General features: G+C 63.7%; 25 protein-coding genes and 1 tRNA gene. 14 read left to right on the top strand and 12 right to left on the bottom strand.

Going from position 1 to position 25,660, the window contains the following annotated elements; translation table 11 throughout:
* Positions 1-157: 157 nt before the first annotated feature.
* Together purB and purD are read right to left on the bottom strand one after the other, a co-directional pair.
* Positions 158-1,588 carry an adenylosuccinate lyase gene (purB, locus tag QP915_RS07370; protein ID WP_284768871.1) on the bottom strand — a complete coding sequence of 477 codons (1,431 nt, stop codon included), beginning with the start codon at positions 1,586-1,588 and terminating at the stop codon, positions 158-160.
* Between the two features lie 41 nt (positions 1,589-1,629).
* Positions 1,630-2,904, bottom strand: a complete 1,275-nt coding sequence (gene purD / locus QP915_RS07365) for a phosphoribosylamine--glycine ligase (protein ID WP_284768870.1) — start codon at positions 2,902-2,904, stop codon at positions 1,630-1,632.
* 35 nt (positions 2,905-2,939) lie between these two features.
* Here purD and QP915_RS07360 point away from each other — a divergent pair, with 35 nt between their 5' ends.
* A complete protein-coding gene (locus QP915_RS07360) occupies positions 2,940-3,368 on the top strand; it encodes an HIT family protein (RefSeq protein WP_284766983.1) in 429 nt (142 codons plus the stop codon).
* Here QP915_RS07360 and QP915_RS07355 read toward each other — a convergent pair.
* The 3 genes from QP915_RS07355 to QP915_RS07345 form a co-directional block, all read right to left on the bottom strand.
* Entirely contained in the window at positions 3,365-4,870 is a 1,506-nt protein-coding gene (locus QP915_RS07355; protein WP_284768872.1) for a sensor histidine kinase, read from the bottom strand. The two genes, QP915_RS07360 and QP915_RS07355, sit on opposite strands and share 4 nt — an antisense overlap.
* A gap of 12 nt (positions 4,871-4,882) precedes the next feature.
* Positions 4,883-5,587 carry a response regulator transcription factor gene (locus QP915_RS07350; protein WP_005325775.1) on the bottom strand — a complete coding sequence of 235 codons (705 nt, stop codon included), beginning with the start codon at positions 5,585-5,587 and terminating at the stop codon, positions 4,883-4,885.
* Between the two features lie 186 nt (positions 5,588-5,773).
* The gene (locus QP915_RS07345; protein WP_284768869.1) at positions 5,774-7,519 is read right to left on the bottom strand and encodes a pyruvate dehydrogenase; all 1,746 of its coding nucleotides are present in this window, start codon (positions 7,517-7,519) and stop codon (positions 5,774-5,776) included.
* Between the two features lie 172 nt (positions 7,520-7,691).
* Between QP915_RS07345 and QP915_RS07340 the strand changes: the two genes are divergently transcribed.
* Together QP915_RS07340 and QP915_RS07335 are read left to right on the top strand one after the other, a co-directional pair.
* Positions 7,692-9,203 carry an MFS transporter gene (locus QP915_RS07340; protein WP_284768868.1) on the top strand — a complete coding sequence of 504 codons (1,512 nt, stop codon included), beginning with the start codon at positions 7,692-7,694 and terminating at the stop codon, positions 9,201-9,203.
* On the top strand, positions 9,169-9,723 hold the full coding sequence (locus QP915_RS07335; protein WP_284768867.1) for a TetR/AcrR family transcriptional regulator: 555 nt from the start codon (positions 9,169-9,171) through the stop codon (positions 9,721-9,723). The genes QP915_RS07340 and QP915_RS07335 overlap by 35 nt, the downstream gene beginning before the upstream one ends.
* Before the next feature lie 28 nt (positions 9,724-9,751).
* Here QP915_RS07335 and QP915_RS07330 read toward each other — a convergent pair.
* Positions 9,752-9,824: transfer RNA gene (locus QP915_RS07330), tRNA-Thr, on the bottom strand.
* 151 nt (positions 9,825-9,975) lie between these two features.
* On the opposite strand from QP915_RS07330, the gene thrE reads away from it, so the two are divergent.
* From thrE to otsB, 5 genes are all read left to right on the top strand, one after another.
* A complete protein-coding gene (gene thrE, locus QP915_RS07325) occupies positions 9,976-11,712 on the top strand; it encodes a threonine/serine exporter ThrE (RefSeq protein ID WP_284768866.1) in 1,737 nt (578 codons plus the stop codon).
* A gap of 86 nt (positions 11,713-11,798) precedes the next feature.
* Positions 11,799-12,170, top strand: a complete 372-nt coding sequence (locus QP915_RS07320) for a hypothetical protein (RefSeq protein ID WP_005325749.1) — start codon at positions 11,799-11,801, stop codon at positions 12,168-12,170.
* Positions 12,171-12,184: 14 nt separating this feature from the next.
* Positions 12,185-13,627, top strand: a complete 1,443-nt coding sequence (locus tag QP915_RS07315) for an alpha,alpha-trehalose-phosphate synthase (UDP-forming) (protein ID WP_284768865.1) — start codon at positions 12,185-12,187, stop codon at positions 13,625-13,627.
* On the top strand, positions 13,624-14,145 hold the full coding sequence (locus tag QP915_RS07310) for an META domain-containing protein (RefSeq protein WP_284768864.1): 522 nt from the start codon (positions 13,624-13,626) through the stop codon (positions 14,143-14,145). The genes QP915_RS07315 and QP915_RS07310 overlap by 4 nt, the downstream gene beginning before the upstream one ends.
* A gap of 18 nt (positions 14,146-14,163) precedes the next feature.
* Positions 14,164-14,946, top strand: coding sequence for a trehalose-phosphatase (gene otsB, locus QP915_RS07305; RefSeq protein ID WP_284768863.1), 783 nt, complete (start codon positions 14,164-14,166; stop codon positions 14,944-14,946).
* 11 nt (positions 14,947-14,957) lie between these two features.
* Here otsB and QP915_RS07300 read toward each other — a convergent pair whose 3' ends face one another.
* Entirely contained in the window at positions 14,958-16,070 is a 1,113-nt protein-coding gene (locus QP915_RS07300; RefSeq protein ID WP_284768862.1) for a LacI family DNA-binding transcriptional regulator, read from the bottom strand.
* Positions 16,071-16,120: 50 nt separating this feature from the next.
* Here QP915_RS07300 and QP915_RS07295 point away from each other — a divergent pair, with 50 nt between their 5' ends.
* The 5 genes from QP915_RS07295 to QP915_RS07275 all read left to right on the top strand — a co-directional run bounded on the left by QP915_RS07295 (position 16,121) and on the right by QP915_RS07275 (position 20,631).
* A complete protein-coding gene (locus QP915_RS07295) occupies positions 16,121-17,116 on the top strand; it encodes a metal ABC transporter solute-binding protein, Zn/Mn family (protein WP_502869325.1) in 996 nt (331 codons plus the stop codon).
* Positions 17,116-17,817 (top strand): metal ABC transporter ATP-binding protein, encoded by a 702-nt coding sequence (locus tag QP915_RS07290; protein ID WP_284768860.1) that lies wholly within the window; start codon positions 17,116-17,118, stop codon positions 17,815-17,817. The genes QP915_RS07295 and QP915_RS07290 overlap by 1 nt, the downstream gene beginning before the upstream one ends.
* Positions 17,795-18,709 carry a metal ABC transporter permease gene (locus QP915_RS07285; RefSeq protein ID WP_284768859.1) on the top strand — a complete coding sequence of 305 codons (915 nt, stop codon included), beginning with the start codon at positions 17,795-17,797 and terminating at the stop codon, positions 18,707-18,709. The genes QP915_RS07290 and QP915_RS07285 overlap by 23 nt, the downstream gene beginning before the upstream one ends.
* 11 nt (positions 18,710-18,720) lie before the next feature.
* Positions 18,721-19,557 carry a CE1 family esterase gene (locus tag QP915_RS07280; RefSeq protein ID WP_284768858.1) on the top strand — a complete coding sequence of 279 codons (837 nt, stop codon included), beginning with the start codon at positions 18,721-18,723 and terminating at the stop codon, positions 19,555-19,557.
* A gap of 63 nt (positions 19,558-19,620) precedes the next feature.
* Positions 19,621-20,631: an HNH endonuclease signature motif containing protein gene (locus QP915_RS07275; protein WP_284768857.1), complete on the top strand. Its 1,011-nt coding sequence runs from the start codon at positions 19,621-19,623 to the stop codon at positions 20,629-20,631.
* A gap of 15 nt (positions 20,632-20,646) precedes the next feature.
* Here QP915_RS07275 and rlmB read toward each other — a convergent pair whose 3' ends face one another.
* The 5 genes from rlmB to QP915_RS07250 are packed head-to-tail and all read right to left on the bottom strand — an operon-like array spanning position 20,647 to position 24,830.
* Positions 20,647-21,594, bottom strand: coding sequence for a 23S rRNA (guanosine(2251)-2'-O)-methyltransferase RlmB (rlmB, locus tag QP915_RS07270; RefSeq protein ID WP_284768856.1), 948 nt, complete (start codon positions 21,592-21,594; stop codon positions 20,647-20,649).
* A 22-nt stretch (positions 21,595-21,616) separates the two neighbouring features.
* The gene (gene cysS / locus QP915_RS07265) at positions 21,617-23,005 is read right to left on the bottom strand and encodes a cysteine--tRNA ligase (RefSeq protein ID WP_284766998.1); all 1,389 of its coding nucleotides are present in this window, start codon (positions 23,003-23,005) and stop codon (positions 21,617-21,619) included.
* A gap of 44 nt (positions 23,006-23,049) precedes the next feature.
* On the bottom strand, positions 23,050-23,532 hold the full coding sequence (gene ispF / locus QP915_RS07260) for a 2-C-methyl-D-erythritol 2,4-cyclodiphosphate synthase (protein WP_086588190.1): 483 nt from the start codon (positions 23,530-23,532) through the stop codon (positions 23,050-23,052).
* Positions 23,525-24,274, bottom strand: a complete 750-nt coding sequence (ispD, locus tag QP915_RS07255) for a 2-C-methyl-D-erythritol 4-phosphate cytidylyltransferase (protein ID WP_284768855.1) — start codon at positions 24,272-24,274, stop codon at positions 23,525-23,527. Before ispD ends, ispF begins: the two co-directional genes overlap by 8 nt.
* On the bottom strand, positions 24,246-24,830 hold the full coding sequence (locus QP915_RS07250; RefSeq protein ID WP_005325718.1) for a CarD family transcriptional regulator: 585 nt from the start codon (positions 24,828-24,830) through the stop codon (positions 24,246-24,248). Before QP915_RS07250 ends, ispD begins: the two co-directional genes overlap by 29 nt.
* A gap of 192 nt (positions 24,831-25,022) precedes the next feature.
* On the opposite strand from QP915_RS07250, the gene QP915_RS07245 reads away from it, so the two are divergent.
* Positions 25,023-25,610 (top strand): hypothetical protein, encoded by a 588-nt coding sequence (locus tag QP915_RS07245; RefSeq protein WP_284768854.1) that lies wholly within the window; start codon positions 25,023-25,025, stop codon positions 25,608-25,610.
* The last annotated feature ends 50 nt before the right edge of the window (positions 25,611-25,660 follow it).

Genomic DNA, 25,660 nt, shown 5'->3' with positions numbered 1-25,660 from the left:
ACTTCGAGCTCTCAATGAAAACTACTCCCCACTAATCGGAAACTGATTTCTCAGTCCAACTAATGGGGAGCAGTTCAGTGGAATTCGGGGACTATTTGATCGAAATGCGAAAAAGGAAGGCGCACTGCAAAAAGGAAGGAGCCCAGCGAGGCTCGTTTTAGAGGATCTCGCCCGGGGTATAGGCCGCGGCCTTGGGATGCTCGCCTACCAGGGCGTTGATGCGGTTGAGGACCTGGCTGACCTGGGACTCGGCGGCGCCAATGAAGGCGTGCTTATTGGCCAGGGCGGCCTCGAGGTCGGACTCGTCCATAGGCAGGCGGTCATCGGCGGCGAGGCGTTGGACTAGGTCCTGCTCGCCGCCGTTTTCGCGCATATTGAGCGCGACGGCCACGGCGTTTTCCTTGATGACCTCGTGGGCGGTCTCGCGGCCCACGCCGGCGCGCACGGCCGCCATGAGGATGCGGGTGGTGGCCAGGAAGGGCAGGTAGCGCTCCAGTTCGCGGTCGATCATGGCCGGGAAGGCACCGAACTCGTCGAGGACGGTAAGGAAGGTTTCGAATTGGCCGTCGAGGGCGAAGAAGGCGTCGGGAAGCGCGACGCGGCGGACGACGGAGCAGAAGACATCGCCCTCGTTCCACTGCTGGCCAGCGAGGTCCGCGGCCATGGTGAGGTAGCCGCGGAGGATGACCTGCAGGCCGCCGACGCGCTCGCAGGAGCGGGCGTTCATCTTGTGCGGCATGGCAGAGGAGCCAACCTGGCCCTCCTTGAAGCCCTCGGTGACGGTCTCGTTGCCGGCCATCAAGCGGATGGTGGTGGCCAGCGAGGACGGGGCGGCGCCGAGCTCCACCAGGGCGGAGATGGCGTCGAAGTCGAGGGAGCGCGGGTAGACCTGGCCCACGGAATTGAAGATGCGGTGGAAGCCTAGGTAATCCGCGATGGCCGTCTCCAGGGAGGCGAGCTTGTCCTCGGAGCCGCCCATGAGATCGAGCATGTCCTGGGAGGTGCCCATCGGGCCCTTGATGCCGCGCAGCGGGTAACGGCCAAGGAGGTCTTCGACGCGCTCGATGGCCAGCAGCATCTCATCGCCGGCCGTAGCGAAGCGCTTGCCCAGGGTGGTGGCCTGCGCGGCCACGTTGTGGGAGCGGCCCGCCATGACCAGGGACTGGTACTCGGCGGCGTGGCGGCCGATGCGGGAGACCACGGCGATGGCCTTATCGCGGATGATCTCCAGCGAGGTGTGAATCTGCAGCTGCTCCACGTTCTCGGTGAGATCGCGGCTGGTCATACCCTTGTGAATGTGCTCGTAGCCGGCCAGCGCATTGAATTCTTCGATGCGGGCCTTCACATCGTGGCGGGTGACGCGCTCGCGCTCCGCGATGGACTCGAGGTTCACGTCCTCTACCACGGCCTCGTAGGCATCGATGGCCTTGGCGGGGATGTCTACGCCCAGATCCTTCTGGGCGCGCATGACCGCGATCCAGAGCTTGCGCTCCAAGATGATTTTATGCTCCGGGCTCCAGATATTGGACAGCTCCGCGGAGGCATAGCGGGAGGACAGGACGTTGGAAATCTTCTTCTTTTCAGCCACGTGGCTATTATTCCATGCCTGCCCCGCCGCGGGGTGAAAGGTTAGAGAGAAATCTCACCGGCTTCTGCTCGCTTGCCGATGTCCCGGCGCACAAAGCCACCCGCAAACTCGATGCCGTCGACGGTGGCGTAGGCGTCTGCGCGGGCGTCGGCAAGCGTGGCACCCTTGCCCAGCACGCTGAGCACGCGGCCGCCCGCGGTGCGGTAGGCGCCATCGGTATGCACGGTGCCGGCATGGAGGACGCGCTGCGGATCGTCCAAGGCAGCGCCGGAGATGGCATCGCCCTTGCGCGGGGAGGCCGGGTAGCCCTCGGCCGCCATGACGATGATGACGGCGAAGCCATCCTCCCACTCCAGCGGCGGGAGCTCGGAGAGGGTGCCGGTGGCCGTGGCGTTAAGGGCCTCAGCCAGCGGGGACTTGAGCAGGGAGAGCACTGCCTGGGTCTCTGGGTCGCCGAAGCGGCAGTTGAACTCGACGACGGCCGGGCCTTCTTCGCCCCAGGCCAGGCCGGCGTAGAGCAGACCGGAATAAGGGGTGCCGCGGCGCGCCATCTCCTTGGCCACAGGGGTGCAGACCTCGTCCACGATGCGCTGCACGCCGTCCTCCGGCAGCCACGGCAGTGGGGTGTAGGCGCCCATGCCACCGGTATTGGGGCCCTCGTCGTTGTCATAGGCGCGCTTGTGATCCTGAGCCGGCAGCAGCGGGACGACGGTCTCGCCATCGACTAAGCAGAAGAGAGAGACTTCGGGGCCGTCGAGGAAGGATTCCAGCAGCACCGGGTTGCCGGCTGCGAGGACGGCATCGATATGGGCGCGAGCGGCGGCGCGGTCCGGGGTGACCACCACGCCCTTGCCGCCGGCCAGGCCATCGTCTTTGACCACGAACTGCGGACCAAAGCGGTCGAGGGCGGCTTCAATGTCGTCCTCGCCCGCACCTGGGCGCAGCTGCTCCGCGCGGGCGGTCTTGACGCCGGCGGACTCCATGACGTCCTTGGCAAAGGCCTTGGATCCCTCGATCTGGGCTGCGTCTTTGCTGGGGCCGAAGACAGCGATGCCGGCCGCGCGCAGGGCATCGGCCACGCCGGCGACGAGGGGAACCTCAGGGCCGATGACAACGAGGTCCGCGGCGATGCTCTGGGCGAGCTCCACCATGCGATCAGCGTCATCTACCTGGGAGTAGTCCGGGTGGACGGTAGCGAGGGCGGACATGGCCGCGCTGCCTGGCGCGGCGTGGATTTCGGTGCTCTTAGGGTCGGCGGACAGGCCCTTGACAAGGGCGTGTTCACGGCCGCCCGAACCAATTACGAGAATGCGCATGCCCACCATCATAACCAGCGGGTAGCCTGGCACACATGGCTTCTGTATTTACAAAGATCATTAATGGTGAACTACCCGCTCGCTTTGTCTACCGCGATGAGACCTGCGTGGCTTTCCTCTCCATCGAGCCGCTGCGCTACGGCCACACCCTGGTCGTGCCCATCGAGGAAGTAGATAAGTGGACCGACCTGGATCCCCAGACCTGGGCCCACCTCAACGAGGTCGCCCTGGAAATCGGCGGCGCTATCAAGACCGCATTTGATACCCCGCGCACCGGCTACATCATCGCCGGATTCGATGTCCCGCACACCCATATCCACCTCTTCCCCACCGAGAAGATGGAAGAGTATGACTTTGCCAAGGCCTTCGACGCCGAGAACACCGACGATGCCGCGATGGATGAGGCGGCCGCCCGCATCCGTCAGCACCTCGGCTGCAACGAGGACGGTATTCGGGAGGACTAGGGCTCAGAGGGGGCGTCGGCAAGCGCGGGCAGGCGCACCGTAAAGGTGGTGCCGCGGCCGAGCTCGGAGTCGACGCTAATGCTGCCATCGTGCTGCTCCACCAGGGAGTGGACGATGGCCAGGCCCAGGCCGGAGCCGCCCGTATCGCGGGTGCGCGAGGTATCCGCGCGGTAAAAGCGCTCGAAGATGTGTGCCGCATCTTCCTGGGACATACCCTTGCCGTCATCGCTGACATCGACTAGCACGTCATTAGCCTCGCGGCGCAGGCGCAGCGTCACGGTCGCATCCTCGCCGCCGTGGCGGATGCCGTTGGTCACTAGGTTGAGCAGCACCTGGTGCAGGCGGCTGGCATCGCCATTGACCACCGGGATGGATTTGGCGTCGTTGGCCACCTCAATCTCGCGGCCGGGGAAGGCCGCGCGCGCGGAAGAGCCCACGGACAGGGCCAGTTCCAATAGGTCCACCGGGCGCAGGTCTAGGCGCGTGCCTTCAGCGCGGGTGAGGGCCAGCAGGTCCTCCACCAGCAAGGACATGCGCTTGGACTCATCGTCGATCTTGGAAAAGACTAGGTCCACGTCCTTGGTGGCGCCGGAGCGATAAAGCTCGGTATAGCCGCGCAGGCTCGTCAGCGGCGTGCGCAGCTCATGCGAAGCATCGCCGACGAAGCGACGCATCTGTTCCTCTTTCTCCTGCGCGCGCACGACGGAGCGCTGCAGCTGACCCAACATGATATTGAGCGCGGCAGCCAGCTGGCCCACCTCCGTGTGCAGCGGCCACTTGGGCACGCGTTTGTCTAGGTCGCCTGCCGCGATTTGCGACGCCGTCTTTTCCACCACCCGCAGCGGCCGCAACGCCCTGCGAATAAACCAGAAACCTACGGCCGCAATGGCAGCCAAAGCAATGGCAGCAATGGTCACCTGCACCATGGCTAGGCCGTGCAGGATTTCTTTTTCATGGGTCATGTCCTTAGCAATGACCGTGATGACGCCATTGGAATCCGCGAAGGCGAGCGCGCGCCACTTGGTGTTGTTTTCGATGGAACCCACGGTGGTGGGGTAGCCGCCGAGCGGGATATTCTCCGCATTCGGGGTGGTTGACGATGGTCCCGAGTAGCGGATGGTGCCATCGGGCAGGTAGTTCAGCACCACGTATTCGGTAGGCGGGCGCTTGGTGTGATCGCCGATGAAGAAGTCATTGCTGATATCGCGCGCCCATGTGGTCGACGCGGAGCGCAGCTCATCATCGACGTTGTTGAAGAGCACGTTGCGCATGATGGAATTCACCGCAAAGGACGAGCCCGTAATGCCGAGCCCGGAGACCACGACGAGGAGGATGACCAGCCACGTCCGCAGCGGCATTGCCTGCGGAATCTGGGAAAACATTCGCCGCTTGGAGGACTTTTCCTCCCCTTCGCCTTGCCCCAGGCCCTCAAGCCACATGGACTGCGGGCGCGCCGCCGCCGGTGCAGGCGCCTGGCCCTGGGTCTCCTGTGAATCTTCCATCACTTAAGCACTTTAGGAGCGCGGGGTGCGCAGTACATAACCCACGCCGCGCACGGTGTGGATCAGCTGCGTCTCGCCGGTATCGATCTTGCGGCGCAGGTAAGAGATATAGGACTCGACCACGTTGCCATCGCCGCCGAAATCGTAGTGCCACACATTGTCCAGAATCTTGGACTTGGACAGCACCACTTCCTTGTTCTGCATGAGGTAGCGCAGGAGGTTGAACTCGGTGGGAGAAAGTTCGATGAGCTCGCCGGCCTTGGTGACCTCATGGGTGTCATCATTGAGCGTCAGATCCGCATAGCTCATGGTGGCATCGTTGGTGGATTCTTCCGCCGCGCCGCCGCGGCGCATGATGACGCGCAGGCGGGTGATCACTTCTTCCAGGCTAAATGGCTTCGTCACGTAATCATCCGCGCCGATGGTCAGGCCGTGGATGCGCTGGTCCACACCGTCCTTAGCGGTGAGGTAGAGCACCGGGCCGTCCAAGCCTTCTTGGCGCAGCTTGCCCAGCAGCTCGAAGCCATCCATACCCGGCATCATGACGTCCAGGATGTAGGCATCAGGGTTTACTTCGCGGGCAATGCGCAGCGCCTCGTTGCCGGAATTGGCGCTGTACACCTCGAAGTTCTGGAACTTCAGCGATACGGTGAGTAGCTCCACAATATTGGGTTCGTCATCGACGACAAGAACCTTGGCGAGTTTAGTGTCTTCCATGTTCTCCTCAGATCCCCTTAAAGGTTGTGATTTTCTAACACGTCATCATGACACGCTTGCTTTCCAGCCTACTGAAGAGTTTCTGCCTGAATCCTGTGAACGTGAGTACTCGGCCTGGTCGGGGCAAAAGAAAACCACGCCCCTCCCCAGGCGAGGAAGGGCGTGGTAGCTAGCGCAGCGCGCTATTTAGAAGTCCTGCGGGCGCGGGATGTTGCGCAGGTTGGACTTTGCCATGGTGATCATCTGGCCAACGCCACCGTCCAGAACGGTGCGGGTGGCAGCCTTGGAGAAGCCCATGAGCTGCTCGATGGTCAGCGTTGGTGGCAGGGAGAGGGCGTTGGGGTCAGTAACGACGTCGATAAGAGCCGGGCCGTTATAAGCCAGCGCCTTCTTGATCTGCTCCGGTGCGTCCTTCGGATCTTCAATGCGGAAGTGCTTGATGCCGGAAGCCTCTGCAATCTTGGCAAAGTTGACGGACTCATGGTCGGTCTCGTGCTCCGGCAGACCCTGCACCAGCATCTCCAGCTTGACCATGCCCAAAGAAGAATTGTTGAACACGAACATCTTGATAGGCAGGTTGTGCAGCTTCACGGTGAGCAGCTCACCCATCAGCATGGACAGTCCGCCATCACCGGAGAAGGTGATGACCTGGCGGCCCGGGTTAGCGGCCTGTGCACCCAGTGCCTGTGGCAGGGCGTTGGCCATCGTGCCGTGGCGGAAGGAGCCGATCTGCTCGCGCTTGCCGTTAGCGGTGATGTAGCGAGCGCCCCACACGTTGCACATGCCGGTATCGACGGTGAAGATGGCATCCTCATCGGCGTTCTTGTCAATGAGGTCAGCAACGTACTCCGGGTGGATCGGGGTGTGCTTGTCCACGTTGGAGGTATAAGCCTCAACGACGTGCTCCAGCTTGCCGTAGTGCTTCTTGAGCATCTTATCCAGGAAGGAGCGGTCCTTCTTCTCATCCACGTGCGGCAAGATGTTCTCGATGGTGGCGGCGACGTCACCGGTGACTGGGTAGGAAATCTTGGTGCGGCGGCCGATGTGGGAGCCGTTGATGTCCACCTGTGCCACGTTGGCATCCGGCAGGAAGTCGTTGTACGGGAAGTCGGTACCCAGCAGGATGAGCAGGTCAGCCTCGTGGGTGGCCTCGTGTGCCGCACCGTAGCCCAGCAGGCCGTTCATGCCCACGTCGAACGGGTTCTCGTACTGGATGTACATCTTGCCACCCAAAGCGTGGCCGATGGGAGCCTTGATCTTCTCCGCCAGCTTGAGCACCTGCTCGCGGGCATCCTTGACGCCGGCGCCAACGAAGAGGGTGACGGACTTAGCCTCGTTGATGGCCTGGGTCAGGGCAGCGGCCTCGGCCGGATCCGGGAAGACGACCGGGCGGCCAGCAGAGATCTTGGACTCGACGAAGGAGTCATCCTCAGCCTCCTGCATAGAGACGTCACCCGGGATAACGAGGACGGAAACACCATTGCCGGCCATGGTGGACTGGATGGCGTGGTGCAGGACAACGCCGCCCTGCTCAGCGGAGTTGACCATCTCGCAGTAGCCAGAGCACTCTTGGAAGATTGCCTCTGGGTGGGTCTCCTGGAAGAACTTAGAGCCGATCTGGCGGGATGGGATGTGGGAAGCCAGTGCCAGAACCTTGGCGCCGTTGCGGTGGGCGTCGTACAGGCCCTGGATCAGGTGGGTATTGCCCGGGCCGCAGGATGCGGCACATACGGCCAGCTTGCCGGTGGTCAGGGAATCTGCCTCAGCAGCGAAGGCTGCTGCTTCCTCGTTGCGGACGTGAATCCACTCGATGGAGGAGCGACGGACGGCATCAACGATCGGGTTCAGGGAGTCACCGACGAGGCCATAAATGCGCTCGACACCCTGCTTTTCCAGGGTGTCAACTAGCTGTTCTGCATAATTACGTGCCATTAAAAATCATCCTTAACTCTTAATTGGTGTTAATACCACTGTGCTACTTAGACCGCAGGAAAGTCCACTTATCTCCTATACACTCACACATCGCGCCCAGCTGTGAGGAAGGCAATACTAACCTATCTTCGGCTACAAACTGTAACGACCGTTCGGTACTGTTTACTGCGCTATGAGTATCCACCCGTCCCGCGCACAAGACCACACCGCTGCGGCCTCCACGGCCACCCAGCGGTGGTCTTTCTGCGCCGTCATCTCTCTGGGGTTACTCATGGTTGGGCTGGATAATTCCATCCTCTACACCGCATTGCCGCAGCTGTCGCAGCAATTGCATACGACCGATACCCAGCAGCTCTGGATTATCAACGCCTACGCGTTGGTGCTCTCCGGCCTCCTTCTTGGCGCCGGCACACTGGGCGATCGCACCGGCCACCGGCGGATGTTCCTCATCGGCTTGGCCGTCTTCGGCGGCGCTTCCCTGCTCGCCGCTTATTCCCCCAGCGCTTGGACGCTGGTTTTAGGCCGCGCCTTCTTGGGCTGCGGCGCCGCCATTATGATGCCGTCGAGCCTGGCGCTCATCCGCCTGACCTTTCCCGATGAGGTGGAGCGCAACACGGCCATTGGCATCTGGGGTTCTGTCGCCGTCATCGGCGCGGCAGCTGGCCCCACCGTGGGCGGCTTCTTTTTGGAGCATTTCTGGTGGGGCTCGGTCTTTTTGCTCAATGTCCCCGTTGTGGTCGTGGCTATTGCGCTGACCTTGTTCCTTGCCCCGCCAAACGCTCCGAACCCTCATAAACACTGGGACTTCCCCTCGTCCCTGTATTCCCTTATCACTCTCGCCAGCCTGGTGCTGGCCATTAAATCCCTGGCACACAATTGGCCGGTAAGTGCCGCCGCAGGCATCGTCTTCATCTGCGGCGCGCTCGCCTTTGGCCGCCGCCAGGCTCGCTTGTCAGATCCCCTGCTGACCTTCGATATCTTTGGCTCCCGCATCTTCAGCGGCGGGGCCCTAACGGCCGGCGGCGCCATGTTCGGCCTCGCCGGCCTGGAGCTGCTGAGTACCCAAAAGCTGCAGCTTGTCGATGCCCTCTCACCCCTCCACGCCGGCCTCATCATCTCCGCCATGGCGCTCTCTGCCATCCCTACCTCCATCCTGGGTGGCGCCATCTTGCATCGCGTGGGGTTCCTCCCACTCATTAGCGGCGGATTCTTGCTCATGGCCGCCGGCATGGCACTGGTGGTGGTGAGCCGGGGCGAGACGCTTCCCCTATTCGTCTCCGCCCTAGTGCTCACCGGCCTAGGCGCGGGCCTGGCCATGTCCGTGTCCTCGACCGCCATCATCAATGCCGCTCCGCTTCATCGCACGGGCATGGCCTCGGGCGTAGAAGCGGTCTCCTATGAATTCGGCACCCTGATCTCCATTGCACTGACCGGCACCCTCGTGCCACTGCTCATGGCCCGCGAACTGCCCCCTCACCTCGCGGAACAGGGTACCGACGCACTGCATCACCCCTCTTCCCACGCGGCCGCCGCGAGCGCCTACAATGCCGGATATCTTTCCACCATCGGCGGCCTAGCTTGCTTCGCCTTGCTCCTAGCCGCGATAACCGCCTGGTGTTTCCGCGATAACCCCAAATCAGGAGATCCCTATGCCGCGACTCAACAAAAAGACGGCAGCCCTTGAAGCTGCGCTCGACATCATCGCCGCTGAGGACGTCTCTGGCCTTACCTACGACTCCCTGGCGCAGGCGACCGGCATGTCCAAGTCCGGACTCATTTATCACTTCCCTACCCGCCACGATCTGCTCGTAGACTGCCATGGATTTTGCGCCGCACGCTGGGAGGCAGAACTCGAGAAGCTGGCCGGCGGCCACCCGGCAAGCAAGCTCAGCTGGGCCGAGCGCTCCCGAGCGCTCGTATTGTCGATGGGCAAGAACGACCCGCTCATCCAACTTTTGATGTGCGTACATTCCCAGACCCACCCGGATTTTTCCGCCCAGTGGGCCGAGGTGGATGCGCGCTGGATGGTCGATCCTTCCGCCGCCGAGACGGACGAGGATGATCTGTTAGTCATGCTCCTTAGTACCGGCCTGTGGGTGCACGATCACCTCAACCAGCGCAAGCTATCCCCCGCTAATCGCCAGCGCATGGTCGACCGGCTTTTTCGGCTTATTGATGCCCCCTCAAAAACCACCGAAGGCTAGGCCCACACCGGGGCCCAGCCTCCTTTTGAGCTGGAGACGAGACTTGAACTCGCAACCTACGCATTACAAGTGCGTTGCGCTACCAATTGCGCCACTCCAGCACCGCGGGAGAAATCCCGCTCGTTGCATAGTACCCGAGCACCGCCGCCGAGGGGAAAGCCGGTCCCCCATCTATGCATTGGCAGGGTGCAGGGGCTAAAGTTCAGGCAGAATCTTTCCCACATTCACAGCGCTTTTTCGAGGGTTATTTCCGTGTCATTTTTGTCCGCTATGCGGGAGCGCCTGCGCGCTTCCTCAGGCCAGGTAGCCATCATCGACGCGGCTAAAGCCGCACCGCCGCCATCACCACTCGCGCCGGTCGATCTGACCGACGCCGCCCAGGTCACCGGCGTTATGGAGATCGCCGCGCGCATTGGTGAAATCCTCATCGGAGCCGGCACCGCCAACTCGGATGCGCGCGCCCAGGTGCACCTGGCAGCGTCGTCGTATGGTTTGCACTACTGCCACGTGGACATCTTGATGAATACCATCACCATCCACACCACCATTGGCACCGGCGAGCAGCGCAAGAACCTGCACGTCTTCCGCGTGGTGCCGAGCATTGGCGTGGATTTTTCCAAGCTCGCGGCCGTCGATAAGCTCATTCGCTCCATCCATTCCGGCCAGATGCCGCCGGCCATGGCGGAGCAGCGCCTAGACGAGATCGACCGCATGCCAGCGCCCTATAAGCCGTCCACGGTGATGCTCGGCTGGGGCGCGATGGGTGGCCTGATTTCCATGATGCTTGGCGGCGACCTGCTCGTCGGCGTGGTGGCGTTTGTGGTCTCCGCATTCATCATGGGCTTAAACGCCTGGTTGGCTAATTACCGCCTGCCGCCCTTTTATCAGAATGTGGTCGGCGGCTTTTTCGCCGTTTTCCCGGCCGCCATTTTGTACAACGTCGCGGCCTCCTTCGGCATTAATTTCTCGCCCGCGCAGATCATTGCCTCCGGCATCATCGTGCTGGTGGCGGGGCTGACGTTGGTGCAATCGCTTGTCGACGGCATCACGCGCGCCCCCGTCACCTCCTCCGCCAGATTCTTCGAAGCCCTGCTGTCCACCGGCGCCATCATCGCCGGCGTGGGCGTGGGCATCCAGCTGGCCGATTCGCTGGGCTTTAACCTGCCGCCGCTGGCCACGCTGGCCCCGCCGGTCTACCACGAAATTCCACTGCTAGTGCTGCTTGGCGGTACCGGTTCTGCTGCCTTTGCGCTGGCCTGCGGTGCGGCCTGGATTGAGGTCACCATGTCTGGCCTTACGGCCGCGGCCGGCATGATTTTCTATTACTTCGTGGTGGTGCCCTTCGGCGTCGGCCCGGTGATTGCCTCTGGTCTTTCCGCCGTGGTCGTCGGCCTGGCCGGCGGTTTGATGTCGCGCCGCTGGGGAATCCCGCCGCTTATCACCATGATCGTGGGCTATACGCCGATGCTGCCCGGCCTCATGCTCTACCGCGGCATGTACGCCTCGCTCAATGAGCAGATGATTACCGGCTTTACCAATATCGCAACGGCGCTGGCTATTTCCGGTGCACTGGCCGCCGGCGTGGTGCTGGGCGAGCGCGTGGCCCGCCGCCTGCGTCGCCCGCAGTATTTCCGCCCTTACTCCGCCTTTAAGCGCATCGGCCGCTTCTCCTTCCATAAGGCCACGCACTTGGCCCGCAAGGCCCCGCGCATCCCGCGCGTGCCGATGTCCCCGTTTGCCCCGCGCGTCAATCGCCCGGAGCTACCACCGAAGCTCGGACCGAAGCCACCGCAGCAGCACCCGCGCCACGAGGCCCAAAGCCATGCGCCACACACCCGCTCGGCCGCGGACCTGTGGCCGGAGGATTCCCAGTGGCCGGCGCAGCCGCAGCAGCGCGAGAAGACCACCTATACCGTGCCCGGCACCGAAACGTTTCAATCCCAGAAACCGGAGCAGCCAGGCACCGAATCCGGACCCGAGCGACCCTAAACGCCGCCGGTAGCGTACAATATTTGCTCTGATAGCTTTTCTTGCAAGCGCTTAAGTAGTTTCCACAACGTTCAGGAGGACACGTCGTGCCACCCAAGGTCCAAGACACCCACCCACAGGCTGACCAGAATCACGCCCTTGAGGAGGAGACCTCCCGCGCAGCCCGCCGCATCGTGGCCACCTATGCGCAGGACTTCCTCGACGGCGTGACCCTGATGTCCATGCTGGGCGTGGAGCCAAAGGGCCTAGTGCACAAGAAGGTGCTGGCGGAGCAGGCCGATGCCGCTCCAAAGAAATCGACCAAGAAATCCAGCAAGAAGTCCACGAAGAAGTCGACTAAGAAGTCCACCAAGAAATCGACGAAGAAGTCGACCAAGAAGGCTACAAAGAAGGCCACCAAAAAGGCGACGAAGAAGGCCTCCAAGAAGGCAACGAAGAAGTCCACGAAGAAGTCTTAAGTTATTCTTGCACCATGAGTGAGCATGGCAATGACTTCGTGGTGGTGGCCAACCGCCTGCCGGTAGATCTAGAAACCCGGCCCGATGGCAGCCATACCTGGACTCCCTCACCGGGCGGTCTGGTCACCGCTTTGTCTCCAGTCCTCGAATCTCACCAGGGCTGCTGGGTGGGCTGGCCCGGTGTGGCCGATGCCGCACCAGAGCCCTTCCGCACCGATACCGGCGTGCTGCTGCACCCAGTCAAGCTCACCGAGTCCGATTTCGAGGGCTTTTACGAAGGTTTTTCTAATGCCACCCTGTGGCCGCTCTACCACGATCTCATCGTCACCCCTACCTATGACCGCGATTGGTGGCACGCCTATCGGGAGGTCAACCTGCGTTTTGCAGATGAGGTAGACGAGGTCGCCGCCGAGGGCGCCACCGTATGGGTACAGGACTACCAGCTGCAGCTTTTGCCTGGCATCCTGCGCCAGAAGCGCCCGGATCTCACCATCGGATTCTTCCTGCACATCCCCTTCCCTTCTGCCGATCTCTTCCGCCAGCTGCCCTGGCGCGAGGAGCTCGTGCGCGGGCTACTTGGCGCGGATCTCATCGGCTTCCACTTGGAGGCCAATGCCCGCAACTTCTTGGAGCTTGCCCGCCGTCAGGGCCTCGACGTGGAAGGCGAGGCTAGTACCCGCGAGGTCACCGCGCATATTCGCCTGCCACAGGGGCGCACCATTGGCGTAGGCGCCTTCCCCATTTCCATCGCCGCGAAGGACTTTGCCGCATTCACTGGGGAGGAGAAGGGGGACGTCGCCAAGCTGCGCGAAGAGCTGGGCTCACCCCAGCGCATCATTTTGGGCGTGGACCGGCTCGATTACACCAAAGGCATCCTGCAGCGGCTGACCGCCTTCGAGGAGCTGCTGGACACCGGCGTACTCGATCCGGAAGAGGTAACGCTGGTGCAGCTAGCCACGCCGTCGCGCGAGCGCCTCGACCATTACAAGGCCACTCGCTCCAAGGTGGAAGAAGCCGTTGGCCGCATCAACGGGCGCTTTGCCCGCGTTGGCCACCCGGTGGTGCACTACCAGCACCGGGGCGTGGCCAAGAGCCTCCTGCGCTGCTACTACCGCATGGCCGATGTCATACTGGTCACCCCCTTCAAGGACGGCATGAACCTGGTGGCCAAGGAATACGTCGCCTGCCACGACGATGGCTCGGGCGCGCTGGTACTTTCCGAGTTCGCCGGCGCGGCCGATGAGCTCAGCCAGGCCTACCTGTGCAATCCCTTCGATATCGAGTCCGTCAAGGCCGCCTTGCTCAATGCGCTCAAGGCGCTTGACGACGCCCCCTCCACCATGACCCAGCGCATGCTCACCATGCACCAGCAGGTCACCGAGCACGACGTGCAGCTATGGTCCCAGTCCTTCCTGGGCTGCCTGCGCCAGGCCGAAGAACAGGAGGCGGGCGCATGATATCTCGCTTTCCCCGCCTGGCCGCAGCGCCCATTGCCGCGACCTGTGCCGCCGCATTACTGGCCGGCTGTGGTTCCGGCGACGAGGAGCCCCAAGCCCCCGGCGATGAGCAGATCCTGGATAAGCAGTGGCAGGTAGTCTCCATCAACACCACCCCGGACGCCGCCTCCACCATCCCGGAATCCATCCCGCAAGCGCCCACGTTGAGCTTTGGCCAGTCCACAATGGTGGGCACCACCGGGTGCGCCCAAATGGTGGGCAAGGTGACCTATTCCGCCGATGATGAGCGCCAAAACATCCGCGAAGGCAACCGTCTCCACTTTGATGAGGTGGAGTATGACGAGACCACCGAGGATTGCCACGGCGCATCCGTGTGGGCCGATAACCTGCTGCGCAACCTGATTTCCGCGGACCACGATTTCCACTACACCGTCAATTCCAATAACCAACTGGTCTTGGAACTGGTCACCGATGAAGTGGACTCGCCGTCTATCAAGTTGGTTTCCCTCGGCGGTTAATTACGTAGGCTGGAAGCCATGACGCTTTCAACCACCATCAAGGCCCTTGCCGCCGCCGAACACCTCGCGGTGGTCTCGGATTTCGACGGCACGCTCTCCCCCTTCGCCACGGCTATCTATGAGGTCGAGATGAACCAGGAATCACTGCGTGCCCTGGATAAACTGGCCCACCTGCCGCGCACCACTGCGGCCGTGCTCTCCGGCCGCCACCTAGAAGGCCTGCAGCACGTGTGCCCGCTGCGCGAGCCCGTGCTCTTCGGCGGCTCCCACGGCGCCGAATCCTCGTGGGAGGACACGGATCTAACCCCCGCGATGCGCGAGCACCTCGCCACCAAGGAAGCTGAGATCCGCACGATCATGGAGCGCTTCCCCGGCGCGGATATCGAGGTCAAGCCCTTCCAGCGCGTATTGCACCTGCGCGCGCTCGAGGATTCCGACCCAGAAGCTGCCGCACAAGCCTACGAAGCCGCCCTCGCGCTCGATCCGGGCGACTTCCCGCGCACGGCCGGCAAGTCCGTGGTGGAATTCTCCGCCACCCAGGCCACCAAGGGCACGTGGATTGAGAACTTGCGCGAGCGCACCGGAGCCACCGCCGTGGTCTTCTTGGGCGATGACGTCACCGATGAGGACGGTTTCCGCGCCCTGCACCAGCCGCCAGACGTCGGCGTCAAGGTCGGCGAGGGCGATACGGCGGCCGTAGTGCAGCTTGCCGACGTCGACGCCGTCGCCCACTTCCTCACCGAACTCGCCGCCGCCCGCGCGGACCATGTCGGCCGCCCCAACAACGGCGGCGCGGCTTAACACGCCGCAGACTAACGAAGCGGCACCGAGCGCGGCAGAGCCACCGTCCGCCCGGCCGCGAAGCTGGTCTGCAGCACGCGCCGTAGCACCGTAGTTTCGCCCACGCTCGAGTCCTCTGTGCCCGCGATGAGCTTGGCGAGCATGTGGCCGGCGGCCGCGCCCTTGGCCTTATTGGGTTGGACGATCGTCGTCAAGCCAAGGCGCTGCGCCGTATCAATGCCGTCGAAGCCGGTAACGGAAAGCTCGCCGGGAATGTCGATGCCCCGCTCACGTGCATAGGTCATCACGCCCAGCGCCATGGAGTCGGTGGTGCACAGGACGGCGGTGAGGTCGGGGTGGGCGTCGAGAAGCAACTGCGCGGCCGCCCGCGTGGTCTGCGCATCGTTGATGTGCTGGGTAACCACGGGCACGGTCTCCGGCGCGATGCCCGCCTGGGCAAAGACGTCCATGGCACCCATGACTCGGGCGCGCTGCACGTGCATATCGGCACCCTGCAGCTCACCCCACGAAATGGGGCCGTCGTGGCGCTCGCGCTTGAGACGAATCGCCAACACACCAATCTTGCGGTGGCCGGCCTCCACCAGCGCACGGGCGGCTGGGGCAATCGCCGCGCGATCATCGATACCCACGAACGGCAGGCCCGAGTCCGTCGGCTGATCGCAGACCACCACCGGCAGCCCACGGCCGCGCGCCGCCTCGAGGTAGGCATCCCCGGCCGCCACGGAATAGACCACAAAGCCATCCACCGCGGCCGCGCCCACCAAGCTGGCGGCCTCCGCTTCACCCTCTGGGCCGGCCGGGATGAGGGTGAGTGTGGTCTGCGCGCCGGCCGAGGCTTCTGCCATGCCAGCCAGGAAATCCACCGAGGCCATGTCCTCAAAGGCATAGGACAGGTGCTCGGTCAGCAGCACGCCCACAGAGCCCGCGCGGCGAGTACGCAAGCTGCGGGCCGTAGGGTCCGGCCCGGGATACCCCCGCGCCTTCGCCGCCGCCAGGATGCGCTCGCGTGTTGCGGCCGAAAGCTGGTCCGGCCGACTATAAGCATTGGATACCGTCGTGCGCGAAACACCCAGTTCGGCGGCCAGCGAGGCTAGCGTCTTGCGGGTGGGGCTGCGTTTCACCATGACCGCAAGCATACTCCGCGGCCGTATTTTCAATACATATTCAATTGACAATGGTTCCCATCAAACGCACACTGGAAGCTATGCATACCTCACTTCGCGCATCCGCAGCCCTCCTCGCAGCCGGTGGCCTCCTGCTGACCGCCACCGCCTGCTCCTCCGACACCGAGGACTCGGCCGCCGAGCCGGGCGCCCAGAAGAAAATCTCCATCGTCGCGGCCACCTCCATCTGGGCCGACGTCGCCCAAGCCGTGGCCGATACCGCCTCCGGCGTGGACATCGAGGTCAAGCCCATCGTCGAGGGCAACGGCGTCGACCCCCACCACTTCGAGCCTTCCGCGGCCGATATCGCCAAGGCCGAGGATGCTGACCTGCTCGTAGTCAACGGCGGCGGCTACGATTCCTGGATTTACCAGGCCGTCTCCGACCAGGACAATATCGTCTCCGCCCTGCCGCTGACCGATCACGGCAAGCTGGCCGATGACCCCAATGTCATGACCATCGACGCTGCTAAGGCCACCGCCAAGAAGGACCCGGAGAAGGTCACCAATATTGAGGGCAACGAGCACATTTGGTACGACCCGGCCGCGCTTGACGAGGTCGCAGGAAATATCGCTGACCAGATTAACGAGCTCAATACCGATGCCAACGCCAGCACTGAGCGCGTGGACTCCCACGTCGACCGCCTGCGCGACAAGCTCAAGGAACTGCCGGGCGACCTCTCCTACGCACAGACCGAGCCGATTGCGGACTACATCATGAAGTACACCTCCGGCAAGGATGTCACCCCAGAGGGCTACCGCAAGGCCACTATTTCTGAGGGCGAGCCCACCGCCGCCGACCTCGCCGCCTTCACCAAGGCGATTAAAGAGGACAAGGTAGACCTGCTCATCTTTAACCCGCAGACCGAAACCGATACCGCCGGCCGCATTAAGTCCGCCGCGGAGGATGCGGACGTCTCTATCGTCGAAATCGGCGAGACCCCACCGGATGGCAAAGAATTCTGGACCTACTATGACGAGGTCACCGATTCCCTGGGGAATCTCTAGTGCTCATCCAGTTTCATGACGCGGCGGTTGCCCCGCTGTGGTCCAGCCTTAACCTCGCCGTTGACCGCGGCGAGTTTATCGCCGTTTTGGGCCCCAATGGCGTGGGCAAATCCACCCTGCTCGGCACCATCTTGGGAACCCGCAAGCTCACGGCCGGCACCGTCGACGTTAACTGCCGCGTCGGCTTCATCCCGCAGCAACGCATGTTCCCGGCCGACCTGCCGCTGCGCGCCCGCGATTTAGTCTCGCTCTCGCTCGCCCACGGCGCTTTCCGACGCCGCCGCCCACCCCGCCATCGCGTCGATGAGCTCCTCGCCGAGGTCGGTGCCACCGGCCTGCGCGACCGCCGCGTCGGCCAGCTTTCCGGCGGCCAGCAGCAGCTCATCCGCCAAGCCCAAGCGCTGGCCAACGACCCCGAGCTCATCCTCGCCGACGAGCCGCTGCTCTCACTCGACCCGGCGCGCCAGCAGGCCACCGTGGACAAGCTGGATGCGCTGCGCCGCGAGCGCGGTACCTCCATCATGTTTGTCACCCACGGAATCAACCCGGTGCTCGGCGTGACCGATAAGGTGCTCTACCTCGCCCCTGGCGGCCATACCTTCGGCACCGTGGATGAGGTCATGCGCTCCGATGCCCTTTCCGAGCTCTACGGTTCCAAGGTCAACGTCTTAAACGTCGATGGGAGGCTTATCGTTGTCTAGCTTTGTAGAAGACACCCAGTACCTGCTCAGCGTGGACTTTGTGCAGTCCTCGCTCATCGCCTCCGCGTTGCTGGGCATTCTCTCCGGCGTGATGACCTCGCTCATCGTGCTGCGCCAGATGTCCTTTTCCGTCCACGCCACCTCCGAGCTCGCGCTCATGGGTGCCTCGGCCGCACTGCTCTTCGGCCTCAACCTCGGCTTTGGCGCGGTGGCCGGCGCCATCGTGGCCGCCATCATCCTCGCCGTGCTGGGCTTCAAAGGCCAACAAGACAGCGCCATTGGCGTGGTCATGAGCTTTGGCCTCGGCCTCTCGGTGCTGTTTTTACACCTCTACCCCGGCAACGCGAATACCGCGATGACGTTGCTGACCGGCCAGATCGTCGGCGTCTCTTCGGCCTCGGTATGGCTCTTGGCCGCGACCACCGTGATCATCCTCGCCGCCGTGGCCATCCTATGGCGGCCCATGCTCTTCGCCTCGGCCGACCCGGTCATGGCCCAGGCAGCCGGCGTACCCACCCGCTTCATTTCCGTCGCCTTCGCCGTACTCGTAGGCTTGGCGGCCGCGCAGTCGGTACAAATCGTCGGCTCGCTGCTCGTCATGGCACTGCTCATCACCCCGGGTGCTGCGGCCGTGCAGATTACCTCCTCGCCTCTGCGCGCGGTCATGTGGGCCACCATTTTCGCCGAGGTTTCGGCCGTCGGCGGCTTTGTCTTGTCGCTCGCGCCCGGCCTTCCAGTCTCGGTTTTTGTTACCACCATTTCTTTTGTCATTTACTTGGTGTGCCGCCTCATTGGCTGGCAGCGCAATAAAAAGGCGGTGCGTGACGAGGTCGCCGCTAGGCGCTTCCACGCCGACTGCCACAGCACCGCCGAGGAGCACCACGCCGACTAGACTGGGCGGCTATGCACGTACACCGCCGCACCGCGGATGTGGATGGCCGCACCCGCCGCTTCCTCGTCATCGCGCCGGATAACCCCGGCCCGCGCCCGGACCTCTTGCTCTTCTTCCACGGCTCGCTGCAGTCCGGCAGCGTGATGCGCCGCTTTACCAACGGCACCTTCGACGAGCTTGCCGACGCCACCAACACCGTCCTCGTCTACCCCGACGGCATCGACCGCCATTTCAACGATTGCCGCAGCATCCTGCCGGTTACCGCCCGCGCGGAGAACGTGGACGACGTTGCCTTTACTGCCTTCCTCGTCGAAGAGATGCGGCGCGAATTCGGCACCGACCGCACCTTTGCCTGCGGCTACTCCAACGGCGGGCAGATGGTGCTCCGCCTGCTTTTCGACGCCCCCTTTAGCCTCACCCGCGCCTGCATTTTCGCCTCCACCCTGGGCGAGGGCGACAACCACGCGCCCAGCAACCCGGCAGGCTACAGGCCCACGCCACTGCTGTTTTTCCACGGCACCGCCGACCCGTACGCGCCTTATGAGGGCGGGGTCGCCGGGCTGGATGCCGAGCGCACCCGCGGCCGTGTGCTTTCCGCGCCGGCCACCGCCGAGCACTTCGCGCTGGCCAATGGCTGTCAGCCACCCCGCGACTACCACCCCACCGCGGATGTCACCGCCACCGCATACGACGGCGATTTCCCCGTCGAGCTGTGGACCATGGAGGGCCTCGGCCACGTGATTCCCTCTAGCATGAAAACCGACCCACGCATAGGCCCAAATACGGATTCCTTCCGCGCTGTGGATAAGGCCCGCGAGTTCTTCGGCCTCGACGACGCCGAGGCCTAGTTATCCACACCCGCACCCAGCGCACCGCGCGCCGGCGTGCACCCGCACTTAACGTGTGGAGCCGTGAACGCGCTACAAACATTCTTGACAGGCTTGGCCGCCGGCATGGACATCGTCGCCGACTGCCATGGCCTTACTAAGCGCGCGCTTATCGACGCCGGCTGTCCCGACACCACCGCCGCCCGCCTTCTCACCCTCGCCGATACCTACTTCGGCCCCACCGCCTTTCGCCGGCTCCAGCGCGAATCCATCGCAGCGGCGCGCACCAACGAACACAGCCTCACCGCGCTGCTGGCTATCGAGCGCCACGCCACCAAGCTGAAGAATAAGCGCCAGGCTTGGGCGCTGCGGCGGGAGCTATGTGGGATGAAGGGGGACGTGTCGGACGTCGATAAGCAGGGGCGCAAGCGCGTGCGCGAGATTAAAGGTCCGCCGCAGCGCAAGCCTGGAGTCAAGCTCTACCGCCGCGCCGATGGGCCGTGGACCATGACCATTACCGGCAAGTCTGCTGACATCGCGGATATGCACGCCGCGCTTGATAAGGACGCCCCGCTCGATTCGGTGCGCAAGATTTTTCAAGGCACCGCCGCCGCTTCCCGCCCGGCCGTGACCACCAATGTGGTGCTGCGCCTGGACGAACTCGACCGCGTCGTCGACACCGCAGGCGATGACATCACCCTGCAACTGACCAATGGTGCCCGGATGACCGGCGCGGATCTAGTGCGCCGCGCATTTACCGCGCACGGCTATGTCACCCTTATCCACCCCGTTAAAGGCCCGGTAAACCTCTATCGCACAGAGCGGCTCGCCTCACCGAAGCAACGCACCATGGCCGCCGCGGAAAATCCCACCTGCCCGTGGCCGCAGTGCAATTACCCCGCCGATGAATGCCAAGTCCACCACCTCACCGCGTGGCGCCACGGCGGTGAAACGAACCCCGAGAATCTCACCATCGCCTGCCCGTATCACAACGGCGTCAACGACGATGACCCCAACGCCCCGCCGCTGCGCGGCCGCCTGGCCAGGGTGAATGGAACCATTAAGTGGCTTCCACCCTGGGCGGAAAGCGGCTAAAAACCTCGCTGGAGGTTACTTGGCCGCGCGGCGCTGACGTGCGAATTCGGAAAGCACGGAGCCGGCCGCGACGGAAGCATTGAGGGACTCGACCCAGTCCGTCATCGGAATGGACATGATGACGTCGCAGTTCTCGCGCACGAGGCGGGAGATACCCTTGCCCTCGGAGCCGATGACGATGACCACGGGATCCGTCGCCCCGTTATAGGTATCCAGCGTGTGCTCGCCGCCGGCGTCCAGGCCGACGACCTGGTAACCGCTCTTTTGGAATTGCTGCACGGTGCGGGTGATATTCGTCGCGCGGGCAACCGGCAGGCGCGCCGCCGTGCCGGCCGAGGTACGCCACGCCACGGCGGTTACGGACGCAGAACGGCGCTCAGGGATGATGACGCCGTCGCCGCCGAAGGCCGCCACGGAGCGGATGACCGCGCCGAGGTTGCGCGGGTCGGTGATGTTATCCAGGATGACGAACATGCCTGGGCGTGCGTTCTCTGCTGCACGGGCGATGAGCTCGTCGACGTCGGCGTACTTATACGGCGGAATCTGCAGCCCGATACCTTGGTGCATGCCGTTACCGGTCATGCGGTCCATCTCGTGGCGTTGCACCTCGATGATGGGGATATTGCGGGTATTGCACATGGCCACGGCCTCGGACAGTCGCTTGTCGTTGCGGGTACCGGCCACGATGTAGAGCGTGGTGGCCGGCACCTTGGCGTGCAGGCACTCGATGACCGGGTTGCGGCCCACGACCATCTCTGCGGTCTCTTTCTGGTGGCGGCCGGAGTTGCGGCGCTCGCGCTCCAGCTTGGCCTTGTGCTTGGCGTGGTAGATGCGGTCCTCCGCCTTGGGCGTCGGGCCCTTGCCGGCTAGGCCCTTGCGGCGCTGGCCGCCGGAGCCCTTGGTTGCGCCCTTCTTATTGGTCTTGCGGATTCCCGCGCCACCGCGGCCGTGGGTACGTGCCATAATTTATGTCCTTTCGGAGTGCTTAACGCTGCGCCAGCGACCAAGTCGGGCCGTCTGGGGTATCGGTGATGGTGATGCCGGCGGCCGCGAGGCGGTCTCGGACGGCGTCGGCAGTAGCGAAGTCCTTGTCCGCGCGCGCCTGGGTGCGCCGCTCCAGCTCAGCTTGTACCAGCGCATCCAGCGCGGCATCCGCCCCGCTAGCTTGCGCTCCATCTTCCCACTCCAGCGGGTCAAAGCCAAGTACGTGCGCCATCGCGCGGACCTGGCTGGCCAGCGTGCGCGCCTCGGCCTCATCGCCGGCCGCGAGCGCCTTATTGCCGGCGCGGACGGTGGTGTGGATTTCCGCCAAAGCCTTGGGCACCGCGATGTCATCATTCATCGCGTCTTCAAAGCCCTGCGTCCACTCGCCAAGCTCCAGATCGTCGAAGTGGCCGAGGAAGTCCTCGATGCGGCGGTAGCCGGCGGCGGCCTCGGTCAGCGCGGCCTCGGAATACTCCAGCACGGAGCGGTAGTGTGCCGAGCCCAGGTAGTAGCGCAGCTCCACCGGGCGCACCAGCTCCAGCATATTCGGGATGGACAGCACGTTGCCCAACGACTTCGACATTTTCTCGCCCGACATCGTCACCCAGTGGTTGTGCATCCAGTAGTTGGCGAACTTATCGCCGGCCGCGTGCGACTGCGCGATTTCGTTCTCGTGGTGCGGGAACTGCAGGTCTAGACCGCCGCAGTGGATATCGAAATTAGAGCCCAGGTAATAGGTGGACATGGCCGAGCACTCCAGGTGCCAGCCAGGGCGGCCATCGCCCCACGGGGTAGGCCAGCTGGGCTCGCCCGGCTTCGCGGCCTTCCACAGGGCAAAGTCCTGTGCGCCGCGCTTGGCGGAATCCTCGCCTTCGCCCTGCTCCATTTCCTCTACCTTGTTGCCGGACAGCGAACCATAATCGGAGCCTTCGGCCTTGGTCCAGGCGGCGACGTCGAAGTAGACGGAGCCGTCGGCGGGGTAGGCAAAGCCGGCGTCGATAAGCCGCTGCATATAGTCGACCATCTGGGTGACAAAGCCGGTCGCGCGCGGCTCTACCGAAGGCGGGATGACGCCCAAGGTGTTATAGGCCTTAGTGAACTCGCGCTCATAGGTGGACACCCACTCCCACCAGGGGCGATTATTCTCGGCCGCCTTGGTGAGGATCTTGTCATCAATATCGGTGACGTTGCGCACCAGGGCTACGTCATAGCCTTGGGCGAGCAGCCAGCGGCGCAGGATGTCGAAGGCGACGCCGGAGCGCAGATGCCCGATGTGCGGCTGGGCCTGCGGGGTGGCGCCGCACAGATAAATCGAGGCGTGGCCGGGGCGAATCGGCTCGAAATCGCGTTGGCTGCGGGTGGCTGTGTCATAAATGCGCAAAGTACTCACGCCACCCAGTCTAATTGACGCGTGCGCGGGGTTAGTGTGGTGGGCTAGGCGCGCCAGACGACGGCCGTGGCAACCGCCGCGCGGCCCTCCTTCCGGCCGGTGAAGCCTAAGTGGTCCGTCGTCGTGGCAGAGACGGACACGGGGGCACCAAGTATTTCGCTCAGTACCGCTTCGGCCTCTTCGCGGCGCGGGCCCATCTTGGGGGTCTGGCCGATGAGCTGGGCCGCGGCGTTGCCGATGATAAAACCTTCGGATTCGAGCAGTTCGCGGCATTCGCGCAGCAGTTTCGCCCCGGATACGCCGTCGTATTCGGGCCTGCCGACGCCCACGAAGGAGCCGAGGTCGCCGAGGTGGGAGGCGGATAAGAGGGCGTCGACAAGCGCGTGCGCTACCACGTCCCCGTCGGAGTGGCCCTCGCAGCCATCCACGCCCTCGAAGAGCAGGCCGGCGATCCAGCAGTCCTTGCCGGCCTCGATCTGGTGGGCGTCGGTGGCGATGCCAACGCGCGGGATAATCGGGTTAGTCATGGGTCTCCTCAGTCAGGGCGTGGGCCAGGGTGAGATCGATAGGCGTGGTGATTTTGAACGCCAGGGTATCGCCCGGCACGGTTGCCACGCGCTCGCCGTGCCATTCCATGAGGCTGGCGTCATCCGTGGCGGTAAACTCCGGCCGCTGGGCCCAATAATCCAGGTTGGCTTGGCGCAGCGCAGAAAGGCGAAATGCCTGCGGGGTTTGCACGGCGCGCAGGCGGGAGCGGTCGGGCGTGCTCACCACGGCGTCGGCCGCGACTTCCTTGATGGTATCGGCCACGGGAACAACCGGCACGGCCGCGGGGGCGCCTTCGAGCACACGCTTGGCGACGCCCCGCACCATCGCCGCCGGAGTCAGCGCCCGGGCTGCATCGTGAATGAGCACCACGGCGTCATCGTCGGGAATTGCTTGCAGGCCGGCCCACACGGAATCGGCACGCTCGCTGCCGCCGTGCACGAGGCGGATGGGCGTGGCGTTGCTGGTGTCTTGAGCGCCTGCGGTGCCGATGCGGCCGATGATGCGGGCGGCCTCAGGCTCCATGTCTGGGCTGACCAGAACAATGACCTCATCGACCACGCCGGAGGCCAGCAGCGCGCGCACGGAGCGCTCCAGGAGGGTGCGTCCGCGCAGCTCGACATACGCCTTCGGCACCTCCGCCCCGAGACGGGTGCCCTGGCCGGCGGCCGCGATGAGCGCGATGACGCGCGGTTTAGTCTTCGTCGTCGAAGGAGAGGTCATCGAGATCGATGTCGTTGTCGATATCGGTGGTGATGGACTTATCGTCTACCAATCCGGCCGCGCGGTGGCGCTCGATGGTGGCATCGATCTCTTCCATCATGGTGTCGGCCTTCTTCTCATCAACCGGCTTGGCCAGCGCGAGCTCGCCCACCAGGATGGTGCGGGCCTTGCCCAGCATGCGCTTCTCGCCGGCCGAAAGGCCACGGTCCTGGTCGCGACGCCATAGGTCGCGAACGACCTCGGCAACCTTATTGATATCGCCGGAGGCCAAGCGCTCCTGGTTAGCCTTATAACGGCGGGACCAGTTGCCGGCCTCTTCAACGTCCTCGTCACGCAGCACGGAAAAGACCTTTTCCAGACCTTCCTTGCCCACAACGTCGCGCACGCCGACGTTATCGGCATTCTTGATGGGCACGCGGACGACTAGGTCGGACTGGTTGATGTGCAGCACCAGGTATTCCAGCGTCTCGCCGCCCATCTCGCGGGTCTCGATATCCTCGATGACGGCCGCACCGTGGTGCGGGTAGACGACGACCTCGCCGACCTTATACTCCATTGCCACTCCTTGTGTTCCCGATTTATCCCGGTTGACTAAGGCCGCTATTTTATCACGCACGGCCGCCCCGCCTGCGGATACCCCCGTATACCCCCACGGTCTACCCGCCCGGTTTGGGACAAACTGTGTACTTTAATGCGAAAGGGACTAGGCTAAAGCGTTGATAAGCCCTGTGATCGCAATTGATGGAGGATGCTCAACGTGCAGTCCCTGAAGTCCGCCGCCCGCCGCGGTGCCATTATTTCCGTTACCGCCGTCTCCGCTCTGGCGCTGGCTTCTTGCTCGGCGGGTCACGTCACCCAGACCGCTGACAAGGTGGCTGCGGTCGATGGCGCTTCTGCAAGCACGGAAGACAACAAGGTTGCGGTTCGCGATGTCACCATCCTGGTAGAACCGGACGGCTCCGCTGCCCTGAAGTTCACCGCCGTAAACCAGGGCTACGACACCGATGTCATCTCCCTGGAGTCCGTCAAGGTCGACGGCCAGCGCGTCGAGATGGACAAGGCTCAGCCACTGCACCGCGACCAGTCCATCATCGCGGATTCCCAAAAGAACCTGGACGCCACCACCCAGCAGGATTCCGAGACCGTCCAGTACATCGCCACCAGGCTGAAGAACGATGACTTCGGCTACGCCGGCGACCGCCCAGTCACCTTCGAGTTCTCCAACGGTTCCATCGACGTGGATGCCACTATCGCCGCCACCCAGATGCAGTCCGGCGAGTTCGACCGCGACGTCGAGTCGTCCGAGGGCTACTCCTCCGAGGCTCCAAAGAACTAAGCCCCACCGCCCAAAAGTCTCGCCTCCAGCCCGTTTCGGGCCGGGGGCGT

The organism is Corynebacterium sp. MSK158 (genome assembly GCF_030229085.1).
In the GTDB taxonomy this organism is placed as follows: Bacteria; Actinomycetota; Actinomycetes; order Mycobacteriales; family Mycobacteriaceae; genus Corynebacterium.
This window is presented reverse-complemented; position numbering and strand designations above follow the sequence as displayed.

Excerpts from the sequence above, each read along its gene's own strand:
- QP915_RS07250 (WP_005325718.1), bottom strand. The coding sequence starts at position 24,830 with ATGGAGTATAAGGTCGGCGAGGTCGTCGTCTACCCGCACCACGGTGCG.
- QP915_RS07360 (WP_284766983.1), top strand. The coding sequence starts at position 2,940 with ATGGCTTCTGTATTTACAAAGATCATTAATGGTGAACTACCCGCTCGC.
- QP915_RS07335 (WP_284768867.1), top strand. The coding sequence starts at position 9,169 with ATGCCGCGACTCAACAAAAAGACGGCAGCCCTTGAAGCTGCGCTCGAC.
- rlmB (WP_284768856.1), bottom strand. The coding sequence starts at position 21,594 with ATGGCACGTACCCACGGCCGCGGTGGCGCGGGAATCCGCAAGACCAAT.
- QP915_RS07310 (WP_284768864.1), top strand. The coding sequence starts at position 13,624 with ATGATATCTCGCTTTCCCCGCCTGGCCGCAGCGCCCATTGCCGCGACC.
- otsB (WP_284768863.1), top strand. The coding sequence starts at position 14,164 with ATGACGCTTTCAACCACCATCAAGGCCCTTGCCGCCGCCGAACACCTC.
- QP915_RS07355 (WP_284768872.1), bottom strand. The coding sequence starts at position 4,870 with ATGGAAGATTCACAGGAGACCCAGGGCCAGGCGCCTGCACCGGCGGCG.
- QP915_RS07285 (WP_284768859.1), top strand. The coding sequence starts at position 17,795 with ATGGGAGGCTTATCGTTGTCTAGCTTTGTAGAAGACACCCAGTACCTG.
- QP915_RS07340 (WP_284768868.1), top strand. The coding sequence starts at position 7,692 with ATGAGTATCCACCCGTCCCGCGCACAAGACCACACCGCTGCGGCCTCC.
- QP915_RS07300 (WP_284768862.1), bottom strand. The coding sequence starts at position 16,070 with ATGGTGAAACGCAGCCCCACCCGCAAGACGCTAGCCTCGCTGGCCGCC.
- QP915_RS07315 (WP_284768865.1), top strand. The coding sequence starts at position 12,185 with ATGAGTGAGCATGGCAATGACTTCGTGGTGGTGGCCAACCGCCTGCCG.
- ispD (WP_284768855.1), bottom strand. The coding sequence starts at position 24,274 with ATGACCTCTCCTTCGACGACGAAGACTAAACCGCGCGTCATCGCGCTC.
- ispF (WP_086588190.1), bottom strand. The coding sequence starts at position 23,532 with ATGACTAACCCGATTATCCCGCGCGTTGGCATCGCCACCGACGCCCAC.
- QP915_RS07245 (WP_284768854.1), top strand. The coding sequence starts at position 25,023 with ATGCTCAACGTGCAGTCCCTGAAGTCCGCCGCCCGCCGCGGTGCCATT.
- QP915_RS07295 (WP_502869325.1), top strand. The coding sequence starts at position 16,121 with ATGGTTCCCATCAAACGCACACTGGAAGCTATGCATACCTCACTTCGC.
- QP915_RS07345 (WP_284768869.1), bottom strand. The coding sequence starts at position 7,519 with ATGGCACGTAATTATGCAGAACAGCTAGTTGACACCCTGGAAAAGCAG.
- QP915_RS07280 (WP_284768858.1), top strand. The coding sequence starts at position 18,721 with ATGCACGTACACCGCCGCACCGCGGATGTGGATGGCCGCACCCGCCGC.
- purD (WP_284768870.1), bottom strand. The coding sequence starts at position 2,904 with ATGCGCATTCTCGTAATTGGTTCGGGCGGCCGTGAACACGCCCTTGTC.
- QP915_RS07350 (WP_005325775.1), bottom strand. The coding sequence starts at position 5,587 with ATGGAAGACACTAAACTCGCCAAGGTTCTTGTCGTCGATGACGAACCC.